Below are 15,173 nucleotides of genomic sequence, written 5' to 3' on the forward strand. Positions count from 1 at the left end.
TTTACGGCAAGATTTTCTTAAGCAAATGCTCAAGTGTTGCCACTTCTTCTGCGGTTAAGTTTTTTGTTAATTCCTGGTGCAGGTCTTGACCCACTAATTGATGACATTGCTCACAGAGCGTCGCGCCTTCAGGTGTTAATCGCACCAGCACGCCGCGCTTGTCATTAGGATTCGGGCTGCGTTCAATCCACCCCTTGCACACCAGCCTGTCCATCATGCGGGTCAGTGCGCCAAGATCGACGGAGAGAACCTTTTTCAACTCAACCGGGGTAATACACCCTTCACAGCGGACAGAGCAGAGCACCTTAAACTGGGCGGCGGTGATATCCAGCGGCGAAAGATAGTCGTTGAGTAAACGATCTTTTTTTTGGTTAACCATGTGGATCAAGCGGCCTAAAGGAATGATGTCGTTGAATAGATCATTCGTGCTTTTCACAATGGTTGCCCCGGCAAGTAGTTTAATCACGGCAGATATTATTGCTCAGGCAAATATAAGTCAACCAAATGGGTATCGGATGCCACTAATTGCTAAAACTTTTCACGCCTAAGAATATTTGTAATTTCATCTGCTTGAATTTACGTAACTTTTACCCATTACCAGCATAAGCAAAGGCGCTTTTGCCGCCGCGTTGCGGCTATACTGGCGAGGTTGTTAACCGGGGAGAGGTGAAACGTACCATGATGGAATTGATCAAAGTTATCGGTCTCGGGCTGGTGGTGCTCCTGCCGCTGGCTAATCCGCTGACCACCGTCGCGCTGTTTTTAGGTCTGGCGGGGAACATGAACAGCGTCCAGCGTAATCAGCAGGCGCGCATGGCTTCGCTCTATGTCTTTATCATCATGATGGTCGCCTGGTACGCAGGCCAGGTGGTGATGAACACCTTTGGTATCTCGATCCCAGGTCTGCGCATTGCCGGCGGGCTGATCGTAGCGTTTATTGGCTTTCGTATGCTCTTTCCACCGGCGAAAAGTCATGAATCGCCGGAAACGAAAGCCAAAACGGCGGAGCTGGCAGATGAGCCGGAGACCAACATTGCCTTTGTCCCGCTGGCGATGCCAAGCACTGCCGGGCCAGGCACCATTGCGATGATCATTAGCTCGGCCTCAACCGTGCGGCATGGGGCTGATTTTCCCGCCTGGGTGATCGCCGTTGCGCCGCCGCTGGTTTTTGCTGCCGTGGCGCTGATTTTATGGGTCAGCCTGCGCAGCTCCGGCGCGATTATGCGGCTGGTGGGCAAGGGCGGAATTGAAGCCATCTCGCGCCTGATGGGCTTCCTGCTGGTCTGCATGGGCGTGCAGTTCATCATTAATGGCGTGCTGGAGATTATCTCTACCTATCCGGCAGGCGCCTGATGCGCAAGCTCTCCTGCTTCATTCTCTGCTGCTGTCTGCTGCTCGTTGGCTGCCAACAGCAACAGCGCGAACCTGCGCCGCTCGGGCAGCACAGTTTTGCCGGGTATCAACAGCAGACGCGCGATTATGTCACCGCCCACCGCGCTTTTCAGACGCTGGATAAACCCGCCGAATTGCGGCTCAATACGCCGCAGGAGTGGCGTCCTGCGCAGAAAGCGCGCAAGGGGATTTTGTTGATCCACGGTCTCGGCGACGGGCCGGCATCGTTTATCGATATCGGCCCCCAGCTTGCCCGCGAAGGATTTCTGGTGCGCACCGTGCTGCTGGACGGCCACGGCACGCGTCCCGCCGATCTGATTGGCGCCAGCGTTGAGCAGTGGCGGCAGGTGGTGAGTGAGCAGGCGGCGATATTGGCGAAAGAGGTCGACTCGCTCTGGCTCGGCGGCTTCTCTACCGGCGGCAACCTGGCGCTGGAGTATGCCATGACTCATGACAACGTGCAGGGGCTGCTGCTCTTCTCGCCGGCCTTCAGGCCGGGCACCCGCTACGCTTTTCTGGCCCCAACGCTGGCGCTTTTTCGCGACTGGCTGCGCCCGCCGGGAACACTTTTCCCCCAGCAGATCGCCACTCGCTATCTTCGCGTGCCGACCAACGGTTTTGCCCAGTTCTGGCGGACCAGCGCCAGTGCGCAGCGGTTGCTGGCAGAGAAGTCCTTCGATAAACCGACGCTGCTGGTGTTAACGGAGCATGATTCGGTGCTCGATACGCGCTGGATCCTCGATCGGTTCGATCATGCCTTTACCCACCCCGCCAGCCGGGCGATCTGGTACGGCACACCGCCGCCGGAAGCGGTGACAATGTCACGTCTGCGTGTGAAAACGGATATTCTGCCCCAGGAGCGCATCAGCCAGTTCTCCCATATGTCGGTGCTCTTTTCACCGGACAACCCGTTCTATGGTCGGAAAGGCAGCATCATGCTCTGCGGCAACGGGCAGTCGGAAGAGGCGGCAAGGCGCTGCCTGAAAGGCGAAGAGGTGTGGTATTCCGACTGGGGGTTAGTGACACCGGGAAAAATTCACGCCCGCCTGACATGGAACCCGTGGTTTGCATGGCAAAACACGGTGATGCACGACGTTATCACAGCAGCGCCCTGATGGCTTCACAGTAGCCGCTGAAACCGAGTAGGCTGGATAAGCGTATGCGCCATCCGGCATTATCGCCGCGGCACCTTTGCCAGATGGCGGCTGCGCCTTATCCGGCCTACAAAATCGAGCCTACAGCGACACCAGTATGGCTTTTATCTGCGATATGGCAGCGAGGGGTTGTGTCCCCGCTGAAATCGGCGAACCGAAGCGGGAATGACAAGGTCTGGACGCCATGGATGGCGGACAGAGGCGAACCGAGGCATGGAGCGAGTCCCGTAGGGGCGAGCAAGCCGAGTCGAGCCGGCCGCAGTCAGGCACGCGGGAGGTGAGCGCAGTGCGCAGCACCGATTTCCTTGCGGGGCCGCGGGGATTGATAAGGGGAGCGCGGCCGCTTCCCTTATCCCGTTCACCGCAGAAGCGGTTAATGACACTCCCCAGCGCCTGGTGAACGGAATCATTCCACCCATGTGGCATGATTGTCGCGCAATATGCCGGATGGCGCGTTACACGCTTATCCGGCCTACGCGGTTTCAGAACGGTCACACTGGCTCGCTCTGCTCCTCGAGCTGTACTGGCCAGCGGCGGAAAATCACCACTGCCCACACCAGCGCGGCAATCGCCGGGACAGCACCGGCATAACCGATGATGTTCATTGACCAGTGCAGGCTCACCTGATTGCCCACCAGCGCGCCTGCGCCAATGCCGATATTAAAAATCCCGGAGAAGAGCGCCATCGCGACATCGGTCGCATCCGGTGCCAGCGCCAGCACTTTCACCTGCATACCGAGGCCGATAATCATAATCGCCACGCCCCAGAACAGGCTCAGGACGGCGAGATAGCTTTCACTCCCGGCGGCGGGCAGCAGCATCACCAGCGAAATCACCAGCAGCCCGATAGCGCTGCACACCAGCCCGGAGGCGTGACGGTTGCCAAGCTTGCCAAACAGCACGCTGCCAATAATCCCCGCACCGCCAAGCAGCAGCAACAGGATAGTCGCGAAATTGGCGCTAAAGCCCGCCACATTCTGCACAAACGGCTCAATATAGCTGTAAGCGGTATAATGGGCGGTGACCACCACCGCCGTCAGCACGTAGATGCTGACCAGCGCCGGGCGACGAAACAGCAGCGGCAGGCTTTTCAGCGAGCCGGAGTGCTCGCTTTTCAGCGTCGGCAACAGCTTTACCAGGCAAACCAGAGTGACCAGCGCGCCCATGCCAATCACAAAGAAAGTGGTGCGCCAGCCAAAGTACTGCCCGACGATGCGGCCAATCGGCAAGCCGAGCACCATCGCCAGCGCGGTACCGGTGGCCAGCAGGCTTAGCGCCTGCGCGCGTTTGCCCGCCGGAGCCAGGCGGATTGCCAGTGAGGCAGTAATCGACCAGAAGATGGCATGGGCGAATGCAATGCCGATACGGCTAATCACCAGCACCTCAAAATTCCACGCCAGGAAGGAGAGGACGTGGCTGGCGATAAACAGCACAAACAGCCCGATCAGCAATTTCCGCCGCTCAATGTGGCTGGTTAGCAGCATAAAAGGCAGCGACATCAGCGCCACCACCCAGGCATAGATGGTCAGCATGATCCCGACTTGCGCGGTCTCCATATCAAAGCTCTGGGCGATATCAGAGAGCAACCCCACTGGCACAAACTCGGTGGTGTTGAAAATAAAAGCGGCAACGGCAAGCGTAACCACCCGTAGCCACGCGACTTTACGTGAAACAGTATTCGTCATCATAAGAGTGCTTTGGGTTGGTTGGAGAGAAGAAGAGGCGAAGATCTTAATGCTTTTGCTGGCGGAAAGACAAACTTTTTGTGATGTAGATCTCATTTTTCATTCAGCAAAAAAATAGCCATTGCGCCGCTGGCGGTTTGCCGTCAGAACAGAAGAAAAGATGAGGAAAAACAATGCAGACAATTGACTTTTATCTGATCGACGCCTTCAGCGATCGCACCTTCGGCGGTAACGCCGCCGCAGTCTGTCCGCTTACCGAGTGGCTGCCGGACGCGCTGTTACTGAAAATGGCGCAGCAGCATAACCAGTCGGAAACCGCCTTTTTCGTGCGCAATGACAGCGGCTTCGAGCTGCGCTGGTTCACCATCCAGGATGAGATCAACCTTTGTGGCCACGCAACGCTGGCCGCCGCTCACGTTATCTTCGAATACCTCGATTACCCCGAGACCGAGATCCGCTTCAGCACCCGTTTTGTTGGCGAGTTAACCGTTACCCGCAACGGCGACTGGCTTACCCTCAACTTTCCGGCGTGGAAAGCCCAGCCTGTTGAAAACCCGCCACCGTTGTTGCTGGAAACCCTCGGCATTGCGCAGGCGCAGGCGGTCTATGCAGGGCGTGATTATATGGTGGTGCTGGAGAGCCGGGCGCAGGTCGAGGCCTTACAGCCCGATATCGACGCCATGAAACCGCTGGGGAAAATGGTCTGCGTCACGGCGCCGGGAGAAGAGTATGACTTTGTCAGCCGCTTCTTCTGCCCGGGCGAGTCGGTAGCCGAAGATCCGGTTACCGGTTCGGCACACAGCATGCTGATCCCATACTGGGGTGAGAAGCTTGGTAAAACGGTGATGCAGGCGCGCCAGGTCTCGGCGCGCGGCGGCGATCTGCGCTGTGAGTGGCGGGGCGAGCGGGTGTTGATTGGCGGCCAGGCAACGCTCTATTCCATCGGCAAAGTCTATTTGCGTTAACAGGATTTCCGGGGGCGGCAGCGCCCCCGCAGTACGCTTATTACGGCAAGCGCGCGATATTGGCTTTGATCACCTCAACGGAGTGGTTGAACTTGGCGACTTCGTCCTCGGTTAAGTGCAGTTCGATAATCTGCTCCACGCCGCTGTGCGTCAGCACCGCCGGCACGCCAATTGCTACGTTGTGCGCGCCATATTCGCCGTCAAGAATGCAGGAGATCGCCAGCGCGCGGTGGCTACCGGTAAAGATGTTGCGGCAAATCTCGGCAATCGTACCGGCAATTCCATATTCAGTGCAGCCTTTGCGGGCAAAGATCTCAAAACCGTGGCGACGCACGCGATCCGCCAGCGCATCCGCATCCAGCGGCTGGCCGGTTTTTTGCTGATAAACATCGGCAATGGGCGAGCCGTAGATAGACGAGTGTGACCATACCGGAAATTGCGTGTCGCCATGTTCGCCCATAATGAACGCGTCAATGCTCTGCGCGCCGATATCGAGTGCCTGCGCCAGCAGACGGCGAAGACGAGTCGTGTCAAGCCAGACGCCGGTGCCGATCACCTGGTTGCGCGGCAGGCCGGAGAGAGACCACACCTGCCATGTAATAATGTCGCAAGGGTTGGTCGCCACCAGAAAAATGCCGTTAAAGCCGTTTGCCATCATGGTGGGCACAATGTTTTTAACGATGCGCGCGGTGTTGGCAAGCTCGTCAAGCCGTGTCTGTCCGGGCTTCAGCGCGCCGCCGGAAACGGTGATGACCGCGATATCGACATCCGCGCACGCCTCAATAGAACGGGTAGAGATAGTCATCATCCCCGGCATAAACGCGGCGGCATCCGCCAGATCCTGCGCGTGTCCCTCTACGCGCTGTTCGTTAACATCCACCAGGATCAGCTCTTCACAAATGTTCTGGTTTAAAAGAGCGTAAGCGGCAGACGCACCGACATTCCCGGTGCCGATAATCATCACCTTGCGGGCTTTTGTATTCATGGCGATTCCCTTGTCAGAATAATCTCTTACGTAAGGTACAGCCTGTTATTGCCGCTGCGCAATATTGTCACGGATCTATAGGTTATTCATATGAGTTAAGCGGCGCTATTTTCGCTAATTTAACAATGCAATAACCACAAGGAGCTGCTATGTACCGTATTGTCGATGCCACCGCCGCACAGCCGGAGGTGGTGGCCCTTATCGCCGCCCTCGACTGTTACCAGACCGCGCTCTACCCGGCAGAGAGCAACCATCTGGTTGACCTGGCTTCCTTCCCCGCAGAGAGAGTGATCCTGCATAAAATTGTGTATCAACAGGATGCCGTGGGTTGTGGCGCGGTGTTGCTTAATCAGGATGGCAACGCAGAGATGAAGCGGGTGTTTATCGACCCGACGCACCGCGGGAAGAAACTGGGCGAGCTGTTGATTGCCACGCTAGAGCAGGCCGCGAGCGAGAAGGGGTGTCATACGCTGCGACTTGAGACGGGCATCAAGCAGCACGCGGCGGTAAAACTCTACCAGCGCTGTGGATACCAGATCTGCGACGCTTTCGCGCCCTATGAGCCCGACCCGTTAAGCGTGTTTATGGCAAAGCCATTGCATCGGAAAAGTGCCTGATGGCACTGCGAGCGTAGGCCGGATAAGGCGCAGCCGCCATCCGGCAATAGGTGTCGGGGAGACAATGCCTGATGGCGCTACGCTTATCAGGCCTACGCGGTTTCAGCCGCATCTTTCCTGTAGGCCGGATAAGGCGTAGCCGCCATCCGGCAATCAGCCACGGTTTCAGTGGCTCTGTTAATGTAGGCCGGATAAGCGTGTAACGCGCAATCCGGCACCGCAGGCCGCACGGAACTAAACGTTACGGCAAAAGCGCAATAAACGCCTCGAGGTGGCGGCTCTTCGCGCCGCGCCGCCATACCAGCCAGGTGGTGAGCCAGCGCCACTCCTCCGCCAGCGGCCAGGCATTGACCTGCTGATGGGCGGGCATACTCTCCAGCATACTGCGTGGGATCAGCGCCAGCCCGGCACCGGCAATCACGCAGGCCAGCATGCCGTGATAGGACTCCAGCTCATGAATTTTCCCCGGCGTGGCACGGTCGGCCTGAAACCAGCTCTCAAAATGGCGGCGGTAAGAGCAGTTGGCGCGAAAGGCATAAATACTGGCACCGTTCACCTGTGAAGCGCGGGTAATCGGCTCATGGCCCGCCGGAGCGACAATCATCATCTCTTCACGATAGACCGGAATACCCTCCAGCCCCGGATGCATAACCGGCCCATCAACAAACGCCGCGCTCAGCGTCCCCTCAAGCACGCCGTCAATCATGGTGCCGGATGGGCCGGTGGAGAGATCAAACTGAATACGTGGGTAGCGCTGGTTATAGGCGGCAAGCGTCGCCGGAATGCGCACCGCGGCGGTGCTCTCCAGCGCGCCCAGCGAGAACAACCCCTGCGGCTCATCGCCCGCCACCACCATACGCGCCTCATCCACCAGCGCGAGGATCTGCTGGCTGTAGCGTAAAAAGCTGTGCCCGGCAGGCGAGAGGCGCAGGCGCTGATTTTCGCGGATAAAGAGATCGACGCCGAGATCTGCTTCCAGCTGGCGAATGCGCGTCGTCAGGTTTGACGGCACCCGGTGTACCTTTTGCGCGGCCTGGGTAATGCTGCCGGTCTGCGCCACAGCGTTAAACATCTCAAGCTGGGTTAAATCCATGCTGTTCTCATAACGTGAATGGTGAAGTTAATATTATTCAGTTTTCAGAAATAACAAACTGCGTCACCCTAATGCAAGTTCTGAAATCATTAAGGGGAAAAATAATGTCTCTGACCGCAACTACCCATGCACTCTCCATTAACCCGGCGACGGGAGAAACCCTGCGCGCCACGCCGTGGGCAAGCCATGATGAGGTTGACCGCGCGCTGGCACTGGCCGAGAGCGGCTACCGCCTGTGGCGCAACGTCAGCGTCAATGACCGTGCGCAGAAGCTGCGCGATCTGGCCGTCGTACTGCGTAACCGCGCAGAAGAGATGGCGCAGATGATGAGTGAAGAGATGGGCAAACCGATTCTGCAGGCGCGGGCAGAAGTGGCGAAGTCCGCCGCGCTGTGCGACTGGTACGCCGAACATGGCCCACTGATGCTCGGCAGCGAAGCCACGCAAGTTGAAGCGCAGCGCGCGCGCATCGAATATCGCCCGCTGGGGCCGATTCTGGCGGTAATGCCGTGGAACTTCCCGCTGTGGCAGGTGCTGCGCGGCGCGGTGCCAATTTTGCTGGCGGGCAACAGCTATCTGTTAAAACATGCGCCAAATGTGCTTGGCTCTGCGGCGCTGATTGGCGAATTTTTCAGTGAAGCTGGCTTTACACCGGGCGTCTTTGGCTGGGTCAATGCCACAAATGAGGGCGTCAGCCAGGCGATTAACGATGCGCGCATTGCCGCCGTGACCGTCACCGGCAGCGTGCGTGCCGGGGCGGCTATTGGCGCTCAGGCCGGTGCGGCGCTGAAAAAATGCGTGCTCGAACTGGGCGGTTCCGATCCCTTTATCGTGCTCAACGATGCCGATCTCGATCTGGCCGTGAAAGCCGCCGTGGCCGGGCGCTACCAGAACACCGGGCAGGTGTGTGCTGCGGCGAAACGCTTCATTGTGGAAGAGGGGGTCGCCGAGGCCTTCACGGAGAAATTTGTCGCCGCTGCCGCGGCGCTACAGCAGGGCTCGCCGGAAAATGAGGAGAACTACCTTGGGCCGATGGCGCGCTTCGATCTGCGTGACGAACTGCATGCCCAGGTTGCGGCGAGCATCAAAGAGGGCGCTACCCTGCGACTTGGCGGTGAGAAGACGCCGGGCAGCGGCAACTACTACCCGGCCACAGTGCTGACCAACGTGACGCCAGAGATGACCGCGTTTAGCCAGGAGCTGTTTGGTCCGGTTGCCGCCATCAGCACCGCCCGCGATGCTGAACATGCGCTGGCGCTTGCCAACGACAGCGACTTTGGCCTCTCGGCCACGATCTTCACCGCCGACAGCGCGCAGGCCGAGTGGTTTGCCGATAAACTTGAGTGCGGCGGCGTGTTTATCAACGGCTTTAGCGCCAGCGATCCACGCGTCGCCTTCGGCGGCGTGAAGAAGAGCGGTTTCGGACGCGAGCTCTCCCACTTTGGTTTGCACGAGTTTTGCAACGTTCAGACAGTGTGGAAAGATCGTCTGTAAACCAGGCGCGCCCCTGGGGGGCGCGTCAGCATTGGCTGTCATGGATGTGTCATGATCCTTTTGTAGACTCACCGCAACTTAGTGGTTACAGAAGAATATCATGAACTTAACACAAATTTTTCGCCGAATTTTTCGGCGTATGGCAGCAAAGCAGTTTGGTTTGTTGGCCGGGATTTTTTGCATTATCGCACTCTTTTCCGCCCTGCAAATCGCCTCCTCCTTTTTCCTGACCGCCTCGCTTCGTAGCGCGCAGCATGATGAGAGCCTGAATCAACAAGCGCATCTGCAGCAGATGCGGGCGGACGAAGCGCGCATTGCGCTCCTTACCGCCAGCGATCTGCTCAACCGCGCTGGCGTCTACTTTATGCAGGATAAAGCGACCGGTTCGGACGGCAGCTGGCACAGCCTGATGGACGAGACCCAGCAGGCGTTGGCCGCATCGAATAAAGCCTGGCGTGCTTTTCAGGCGCTCAACCCACCAAAAGATGAAAGTCTGGTCAACAGCTACCAGCTCTTTTACGGCGCGCTGAAAGAGCAGGCCGACGGGCTGGTAAAAACCCAGTCGATCGACGCCTTTTTTGCTGTGCCGGCGCAGGCATTCCAGGCTGATTTCAACGATAACTACGCCCGTTTCCAGCAGGCGGGAGCGCAGCACGCCGAGCAGGGGAGGCAGTCACTGCTTGCCAGCCTCAGCCGTTTGCAGCAGGTCTTTATGCTGATCCCGGTGCTGCTGGTGGCCATTGCGCTGCTGGTGTGGTTCGGCATGTCGCGCTGGGTCATCACCCCACTGCGCACGTTGATTGCCCATATTAATATCCTCGCTGCTGGCGATCTCGGCACACCGCTGCCGCCGGTGCGGCGCTTTAACCGCGAAATCACGCAGCTTAACCATAGCGTTGCCACTATGCAGCAGGGGCTGCAACAGCTGGTGATGCAGGTGAGCGACGCCACCGCGTCAATGGTTGGTACTATCGGCAGCCTGACGGAAGGTAACCAGTCGCTTAACCAGCAGTCGGCGAAACAGGCGCAGGAGCTGAATGATGTCACCGAACATATCGCCACGCTGGAATCGCACGTTGAAGGGAACACCGGTTTTGCCGAAGAGGCGCGCCAGCAGGCGGACGAAGCGCGTAAAGTGGCGGCGGGGGGCGACAGGATGATGGAGACGGTGACGCAGTCGATGCGCGAGATTGTCGACCGCTCCGCCGAGATGCGTAATATTGTGGCACTGATTGACGGCGTGGCGTTTCAGACCAACATTCTGGCGCTGAATGCCGCTATCGAAGCGGCGCATGCGGGCAACCACGGGCGCGGCTTTGCTGTGGTGGCGAAAGAGGTGGGCCTGCTGGCGCGTAAGAGTAGCCACTCGACGCAAACCATTCAGCAACTGATTAACCACTCCCTGCAGGGGATCAATGATGGCACCCAGGCGGTGAGCCGTCTTGAAGATAACCTGCAACAAGTGACCGGGCTGGTCGGACATTTGAGCGGGGTATTGAGTGAAATCTCTGCCGCCACGCTAAGCCAGGGCGAGAGCATCCATAAGATGACCCGACGCCTGCACTCTCTCAACAGTGTGGCGCGGCGCACCGGTGAGCTGGTGACCACGGCAGCGGCGGCCTCGGAGCAGCTTTATCACGATTCGCAGGTATTGATGCAAGCGGTTGCGCGTTTTCGTCTCAGCGCCTGACGCGGCAAAACAGCTCTGGTATACTCGCAGCCCGATTTGGCCTGTGGGCGAGGAGTGAACGTGGCATCGGTGATGGATAATGGCGTGCTGGAGGCGATAGTCTCCCAGGTGCGCCCGCTGCTGGGACGCGGTAAGGTTGCGGATTATATCCCGGCGCTGGCGGCAGTCAGCGGTAACAAACTGGGTATCGCGATCAGCACCGTCAATGGGGAGCACTATCAGGCGGGCGACGCCGATGAGCGCTTCTCGATTCAATCGATCTCAAAAGTGCTCAGCCTGGTGGTGGCGATGAACCACTACGGCGAGGAGGAGATCTGGCAGCGCGTCGGTAAAGATCCCTCCGGCCAGCCCTTCAATTCACTGTTGCAACTGGAGATTGAGCAGGGCAAGCCGCGCAATCCTTTTATTAACGCCGGGGCGCTGGTGGTGTGCGATATGCTGCAAAGCCGCCTTAGCGCGCCGCGCCAGCGTATGCTGGAGATTGTGCGTAGACTCGCGGGCGTCGACGATATCTTTTATGACACGGCGGTGGCGCGATCGGAGTTCGACAATGCCGCGCGTAACACCGCCATTGCCTGGCTGATGAAATCTTTCGGCAACTTCCACAATGATGTCACCACCGTTCTGCAAAACTACTTCCACTACTGCGCGCTGAAGATGAGCTGCGCAGAGCTTGCACGCACCTTTCTTTTTTTGGCGCAGAGCGGGCACCCAGTGGTATCGCCAGTGCAGGCGCGGCAGATCAATGCCCTGATGGCGACCAGCGGCATGTATCAGAATGCCGGGGAGTTCGCCTTTCGCGTCGGACTGCCAGCGAAGTCGGGCGTCGGAGGGGGGATCGTGGCAATTGTGCCTCATGAAATGGCGATTGCGGTGTGGAGCCCGGAGCTGGACGATGCGGGCAATTCGCTGGCGGGCGTTGCGCTGCTGGAAGCGCTAACCCAGCGGCTGGGGCGATCGGTTTACTGATGGCCGACTTTGATGCGCTGTTTGCCCGCCTTGCGCGCTCAACCTTTCGCTCTCGTTTTCGCTTAGGCGTAAAGGAGCGGCTCTACTGCGAAGAGAAGGGGGCAGAGACGATTGCCGCCCACGCCGCTGATTTTGTTGCCAGGCGCCTTGCGCCAGCGCTGCCGCATAATGACGGTAAACAGACGCCGATGCGCGGTCACCCGGTGTTTATCGCCCAGCATGCCACCGCTACCTGCTGTCGTGGCTGCCTTGCGAAATGGCACGCGATTGCGCCGGGCCAGCCGTTATCGCCCGCGCAGCAGCAGTATGTGGTTGATGTGATTTATCACTGGCTGGTTGTCCAGATGAATTCGCCGCGCTGACGGCTGTTGCGCAACACCCTATGGCGGAAAACAAGCATGCTAAGCTTTAGGCTATTTCCGACGCTACTTCGGGCTGCTCCCTGCGCCCGCGACAGGAATTGAGATTTGATGCGAGCTTTATTGTCCTCCTGGCGTCCGTTCAGGGAAGAGACCCCGCTAATAAATGCGGGCATGATTTTTGCGCTGACCACGCTGTTCTACTTTATCGGCGCGATGATGCGCCTGGTCGAAGAGCTCTCGCTCTTCTGGCCGCTGAACGCGGTGATGGCAGGCCTCTTTGCCCGTTATGCTTTTTTGCACCGCTGGCACTACTACGTAATCAGCTATATTGCGATGTTGGTTTATGATGCCGTGACCACCAGTTGGGGCACGGCGTCGCTTATCATCAACTTCTCCAATATGGTGTTTATCATCACCATGGCGCAGCTTATCAGTTGGGAGCGTCGCCAGATGGCGAAAACGCCGCAGCCTATCAATGCGCTAAAACTCTTTAGTTACTGTCTGGTGGCCGCGCTGCTCTGCGCCTTCTTTGGCGCGCTGGGGTCGGTAGGCATTAACGACCAGGGGTTCTGGCCGCTGCTGGCGGACTGGTTTGGCGAGCAGTTTTCCACGGGTGTGCTGATCTTGCCGTGCCTGCTGACCATGACGCGCCCGCGGATAGCGCTGAAATTTTCGCTACCCCAAATGATGCCGGTTCTCGCTCTGGCGGTTTCGGTCACCGCTTCGGTAGTCATTGGCGGTGCCGGAAGCCTTGCGTTTCCGCTGCCGGCGCTGATCTGGTGTGCGGTGCGCTATTCTCTGCCGTTGACGTGCCTGGTCACGCTTATTACCGGCGGGCTGGAGATTATTCTGGTCTCCAGCGGGCAGATCGACATTCATGTCCATTCGCCATTTGACATCCCACAAATGTTCTCTGCGCGGCTTGGCGTAGCGACGATGGCGATCTGCCCGGTTATTGTCTCTGTCAGCGTCGAAGCCATCAACCGCCTGATGCGCCAGGTGTCACTGCGCGCCGATTTTGATTTTCTCACCCGTGTTTACTCCCGCTCCGGCCTGTATGAAGCACTGCGCAAAGAGGAGAAGCGCTTTGCCGGCAAACATCTTTCAGTGATGCTGATGGATATCGACTACTTCAAGAGCGTCAATGACAGTTATGGCCATGAGTGCGGCGACAGGGTGCTGACCTCGTTCGCACAAAAAGTGCAGCAAGAGCTTGGCGAGCGCGGGCTGGTAGCGCGTATGGGCGGAGAGGAGTTTGTCGTGGTGGCGGTGACAGAAGACGCCAAAGCGGGCAAAAAACTGGCTGAGAAATTACGTAAAGCGGTGGAAAGTAATCTCTTTAAATGGCGACAGCAGATGCTGCACCTGACGATGAGCGTCGGCATCGGGCACGGTATGCCTGACCCCCGCCAGCTAACGGAGAGTTTCAATGAACTGCTGGCCGAAGCTGACGAGCATCTTTACCGCTCGAAGAAGCGCGGCAGAAACTGCACGACTGATAGCCACTACAGCGTGCCGGAAGAGCGTGCCCCGGCCGCGACGTAACATGATGAACGCAATGAATATTAATAGCTTATAAACACCTTGCGGCTCTTTTTTATGACCAATATTATTAACGTCGCGCGGTCGCAAGCAGCGGATTCGCTCACCCTGACAAACGTGCCGAATAGGCTACGCTTAATGCTGTAAACCGTTGTCTACTCGCCCGTTTACTCGAGCGCGGCGATCCAGACTGAGAATGATGAGATCGGCACTCTATGAAAATACCTGCGATTCCCGCTAATGAGACGCAGCGTCTGGCGTCGTTGCATGACTCCGGCCTGCTGGAGGGGGGCGTCAACCCCCGCCTGGACCGTTTAACGCGCCTGGCGCAACGGATGTTCAATGTCCCTGCGGCGCTTATTACGCTGGTTGATGAAGAGACCCTGCATTTTAAATCCACGGGCGGTTACCCGGCGGAAAGCCAGACTCTGCCGCGCAACATCTCCTTTTGTGGTCACGTCATTTTGTCTGAATCGGCGATGATTATCGAAGATACCCATCTTGATGAGCGTTTTACCGATAACCCGCTGGTCACCGGCGAGCCGCATATCCGCTTCTATGCTGGCTATCCGCTGCGTTTGCCGGATGGTGCGCTGGTGGGATCGCTGTGCGTAATCGATAAAGCGGCGCGTGGCTTTTCCGGGGCTGAAGTGGATAGCCTGAAAGATTTCGCCATGATTGTTGAAGATGAGTTTGCGGTAATGAGCGCGGCGACCACCGATGCGTTAACCGGCCTCTTCAACCGCCGCGGCTTCGATAACCTGGCAAAGTTTGCGATTGTTGGCGCCCGCCGCCGCGCGCAGCCCCTTACGCTTGCGTGGATCGATCTTGATAACTTCAAAGAGATTAACGATACCTACGGCCACGGCGAGGGGGATGAAGCCCTGAAAGCAATGGCTGATATCATGACTGCCAGCCTGCGCGAGGCGGATCTACGTGTACGTTATGGCGGAGATGAGTTCGCAATTGTCTTCTCCGATACTAATGAAGAGGGCGCATGGATTGCGATGCAGCATCTGGTCGAGCAGGTTGAAGCGTGGAACCAGCACTCCGGTAAACCGTGGAAGCTCGGTTTCTCCTGGGGCATCAGTGAGTTCAATCACGACGGTAATGACGATCTGCGCGCCTGGATGAAAGAGGCGGATGAGAAGATGTATGCCATGAAATCACGCAACAATCGCGGGCGTTAAGCCATAACAATTTTGTATGGTGTCAGGGCTTGAGTT

At 57.9% G+C, this 15,173-nt stretch carries 14 protein-coding genes; 10 read left to right on the top strand and 4 right to left on the bottom strand.

Going from position 1 to position 15,173, the window contains the following annotated elements:
* Position 1: 1 nt before the first annotated feature.
* The gene (gene marR, locus HF650_RS11060; protein ID WP_187802402.1) at positions 2-436 is read right to left on the bottom strand and encodes a multiple antibiotic resistance transcriptional regulator MarR; all 435 of its coding nucleotides are present in this window, start codon (positions 434-436) and stop codon (positions 2-4) included.
* Positions 437-678: 242 nt separating this feature from the next.
* Between marR and HF650_RS11065 the strand changes: the two genes are divergently transcribed.
* Positions 679-1,353 (top strand): MarC family NAAT transporter, encoded by a 675-nt coding sequence (locus HF650_RS11065; RefSeq protein ID WP_042715624.1) that lies wholly within the window; start codon positions 679-681, stop codon positions 1,351-1,353.
* Entirely contained in the window at positions 1,353-2,507 is a 1,155-nt protein-coding gene (locus tag HF650_RS11070; RefSeq protein ID WP_187802403.1) for an alpha/beta fold hydrolase, read from the top strand. The genes HF650_RS11065 and HF650_RS11070 overlap by 1 nt, the downstream gene beginning before the upstream one ends.
* A 530-nt stretch (positions 2,508-3,037) precedes the next feature.
* Here HF650_RS11070 and HF650_RS11075 read toward each other — a convergent pair.
* Complete coding sequence (locus HF650_RS11075; protein ID WP_187802404.1) at positions 3,038-4,234, bottom strand: sugar transporter; 1,197 nt, start codon at positions 4,232-4,234, stop codon at positions 3,038-3,040.
* A gap of 170 nt (positions 4,235-4,404) precedes the next feature.
* Here HF650_RS11075 and HF650_RS11080 point away from each other — a divergent pair, with 170 nt between their 5' ends.
* Positions 4,405-5,196 carry a PhzF family phenazine biosynthesis protein gene (locus tag HF650_RS11080; protein ID WP_187802405.1) on the top strand — a complete coding sequence of 264 codons (792 nt, stop codon included), beginning with the start codon at positions 4,405-4,407 and terminating at the stop codon, positions 5,194-5,196.
* 40 nt (positions 5,197-5,236) lie between these two features.
* Here HF650_RS11080 and HF650_RS11085 read toward each other — a convergent pair whose 3' ends face one another.
* Positions 5,237-6,181: an L-lactate dehydrogenase gene (locus HF650_RS11085; protein ID WP_187802406.1), complete on the bottom strand. Its 945-nt coding sequence runs from the start codon at positions 6,179-6,181 to the stop codon at positions 5,237-5,239.
* Positions 6,182-6,330: 149 nt separating this feature from the next.
* Here HF650_RS11085 and HF650_RS11090 point away from each other — a divergent pair, with 149 nt between their 5' ends.
* Positions 6,331-6,798, top strand: a complete 468-nt coding sequence (locus tag HF650_RS11090; RefSeq protein ID WP_187802407.1) for a GNAT family N-acetyltransferase — start codon at positions 6,331-6,333, stop codon at positions 6,796-6,798.
* 241 nt (positions 6,799-7,039) lie between these two features.
* Here HF650_RS11090 and HF650_RS11095 read toward each other — a convergent pair whose 3' ends face one another.
* The gene (locus HF650_RS11095; protein WP_187802408.1) at positions 7,040-7,891 is read right to left on the bottom strand and encodes a LysR family transcriptional regulator; all 852 of its coding nucleotides are present in this window, start codon (positions 7,889-7,891) and stop codon (positions 7,040-7,042) included.
* Positions 7,892-7,995: 104 nt separating this feature from the next.
* Here HF650_RS11095 and sad point away from each other — a divergent pair, with 104 nt between their 5' ends.
* The 6 genes from sad (at position 7,996) to HF650_RS11125 (ending at position 15,137) form a co-directional block, all read left to right on the top strand.
* Positions 7,996-9,384, top strand: coding sequence for a succinate-semialdehyde dehydrogenase (gene sad, locus HF650_RS11100; protein WP_187802409.1), 1,389 nt, complete (start codon positions 7,996-7,998; stop codon positions 9,382-9,384).
* 100 nt (positions 9,385-9,484) lie between these two features.
* Complete coding sequence (locus HF650_RS11105) at positions 9,485-11,074, top strand: methyl-accepting chemotaxis protein (RefSeq protein WP_187802410.1); 1,590 nt, start codon at positions 9,485-9,487, stop codon at positions 11,072-11,074.
* 60 nt (positions 11,075-11,134) lie between these two features.
* Positions 11,135-12,043, top strand: a complete 909-nt coding sequence (glsB, locus tag HF650_RS11110) for a glutaminase B (RefSeq protein ID WP_187802411.1) — start codon at positions 11,135-11,137, stop codon at positions 12,041-12,043.
* A complete protein-coding gene (locus tag HF650_RS11115; RefSeq protein WP_187802412.1) occupies positions 12,043-12,405 on the top strand; it encodes a DUF4186 domain-containing protein in 363 nt (120 codons plus the stop codon). The genes glsB and HF650_RS11115 overlap by 1 nt, the downstream gene beginning before the upstream one ends.
* Before the next feature lie 108 nt (positions 12,406-12,513).
* On the top strand, positions 12,514-13,950 hold the full coding sequence (locus tag HF650_RS11120; protein ID WP_187802413.1) for a diguanylate cyclase: 1,437 nt from the start codon (positions 12,514-12,516) through the stop codon (positions 13,948-13,950).
* A 212-nt stretch (positions 13,951-14,162) separates the two neighbouring features.
* On the top strand, positions 14,163-15,137 hold the full coding sequence (locus HF650_RS11125) for a sensor domain-containing diguanylate cyclase (protein WP_187802414.1): 975 nt from the start codon (positions 14,163-14,165) through the stop codon (positions 15,135-15,137).
* The last annotated feature ends 36 nt before the right edge of the window (positions 15,138-15,173 follow it).

The organism is Kosakonia sp. SMBL-WEM22, assembly GCF_014490785.1.
Classification (GTDB): Bacteria; Pseudomonadota; Gammaproteobacteria; order Enterobacterales; family Enterobacteriaceae; genus Kosakonia.